2 protein-coding genes are annotated in these 1182 nt (G+C 58.3%); both read right to left on the reverse strand.

What is annotated here, in order from left to right; genetic code table 11:
* Positions 1 to 51 precede the first annotated feature (51 nt).
* Positions 52 to 633 carry a hypothetical protein gene (locus QPK27_RS25160; protein ID WP_290420881.1) on the reverse strand — a complete coding sequence of 194 codons (582 nt, stop codon included), beginning with the start codon at positions 631 to 633 and terminating at the stop codon, positions 52 to 54.
* A 300-nt stretch (positions 634 to 933) separates the two neighbouring features.
* The coding region (locus tag QPK27_RS25165; RefSeq protein ID WP_290420882.1) for an efflux RND transporter permease subunit at positions 934 to 1182 on the reverse strand (249 nt) is incomplete at its 5' end.

A 1182-nucleotide genomic window follows, 5' to 3' on the forward strand; every position in this document is an offset into this window, starting at 1 on the left:
ATCGCATCGCGCAGCGGCGCGCAATTATTTGCGTACAGGCCGATCCTTACCTCAGTTGAAAAGCCGGCTGATGTGAACTACTTGCGGCGCAAGCACGCCCAGGAGCAGGATCAGCAACAGAGCAATGCCAGTTACCGCATCTACATTGTCGAACCCTGCCGCAATCAAACCTACCACCACCAGTGGGGCGACAAAGGGTAATAAAGCGACCGCCGCCTTGACCACGAACATCGCACCGCGCTGTTCGCACAATAAACAACCGTACAGCGCGCGCAATGCGCCGGCCGTGAACGCGCATATTGCGAGTGGCATCAAATCGCTTGGCAGGAGGTTCGAGACATGATTAAAAGCATGTATGGCCCCTCCTGCAAGAAACGGACTTGGAATTAGCAAAACGACGACAACGACAAGTCGTATGTTTCCGTCCCGACCTGCCTCCTCTTCTCTGCCAACTGCGCACCGGCATTTATTGTCGCAAAGCATGATGACGGCAATTTGATACAGGGCACTCGCAGCGAGCGCAAAGCTCTCCCAAAATATGGCGCCGTAAGCGGTCCACGCCAGTGACAGGACACTTGTTCCCCGCACAAGATGCGGCAAAACCACCTCGATCCCACTTGGTGTCAAACGCATAATCGACCTCTCCCTGATGGGCCGAGCGGAGTGCATGGGCGAGCCAAACATGAGTGCATCTGTAGAGGCCGGCACATACCGCTGACTCGCCCCTCGAAAGGCGGTGTGCTGTTCACACCGCCGGGTACACAGCTTTACGCGGGTTTTAGACGGGGGTAACCACGCGTGTCTCACGCAGNAGCGGAGTGCATGGGCGAGCCAAACATGAGTGCATCTGTAGAGGCCGGCACATACCGCTGACTCGCCCCTCGAAAGGCGGTGTGCTGTTCACACCGCCGGGTACACAGCTTTACGCGGGTTTTAGACGGGGGTAACCACGCGTGTCTCACGCAGGGGCCCATCTGGATCCTTACGATGAGCCAGTCGATATAGAAGAGGCAGTACCAGCAACGTTAGCGCCGTAGACGACAGGATGCCGCCGATCACCACCGTCGCCAGCGGGCGCTGTACCTCGGCGCCGGTGCCGGTGGCAATCGCCATTGGCACAAATCCCAAGGACGCGACCAGTGCCGTCATAAGGACCGGCCGCAGACGCGTTAGCGCTCCATG

The organism is Massilia sp. YIM B02443, assembly GCF_030411955.1.
Taxonomy (GTDB): Bacteria; Pseudomonadota; Gammaproteobacteria; order Burkholderiales; family Burkholderiaceae_D; genus Telluria.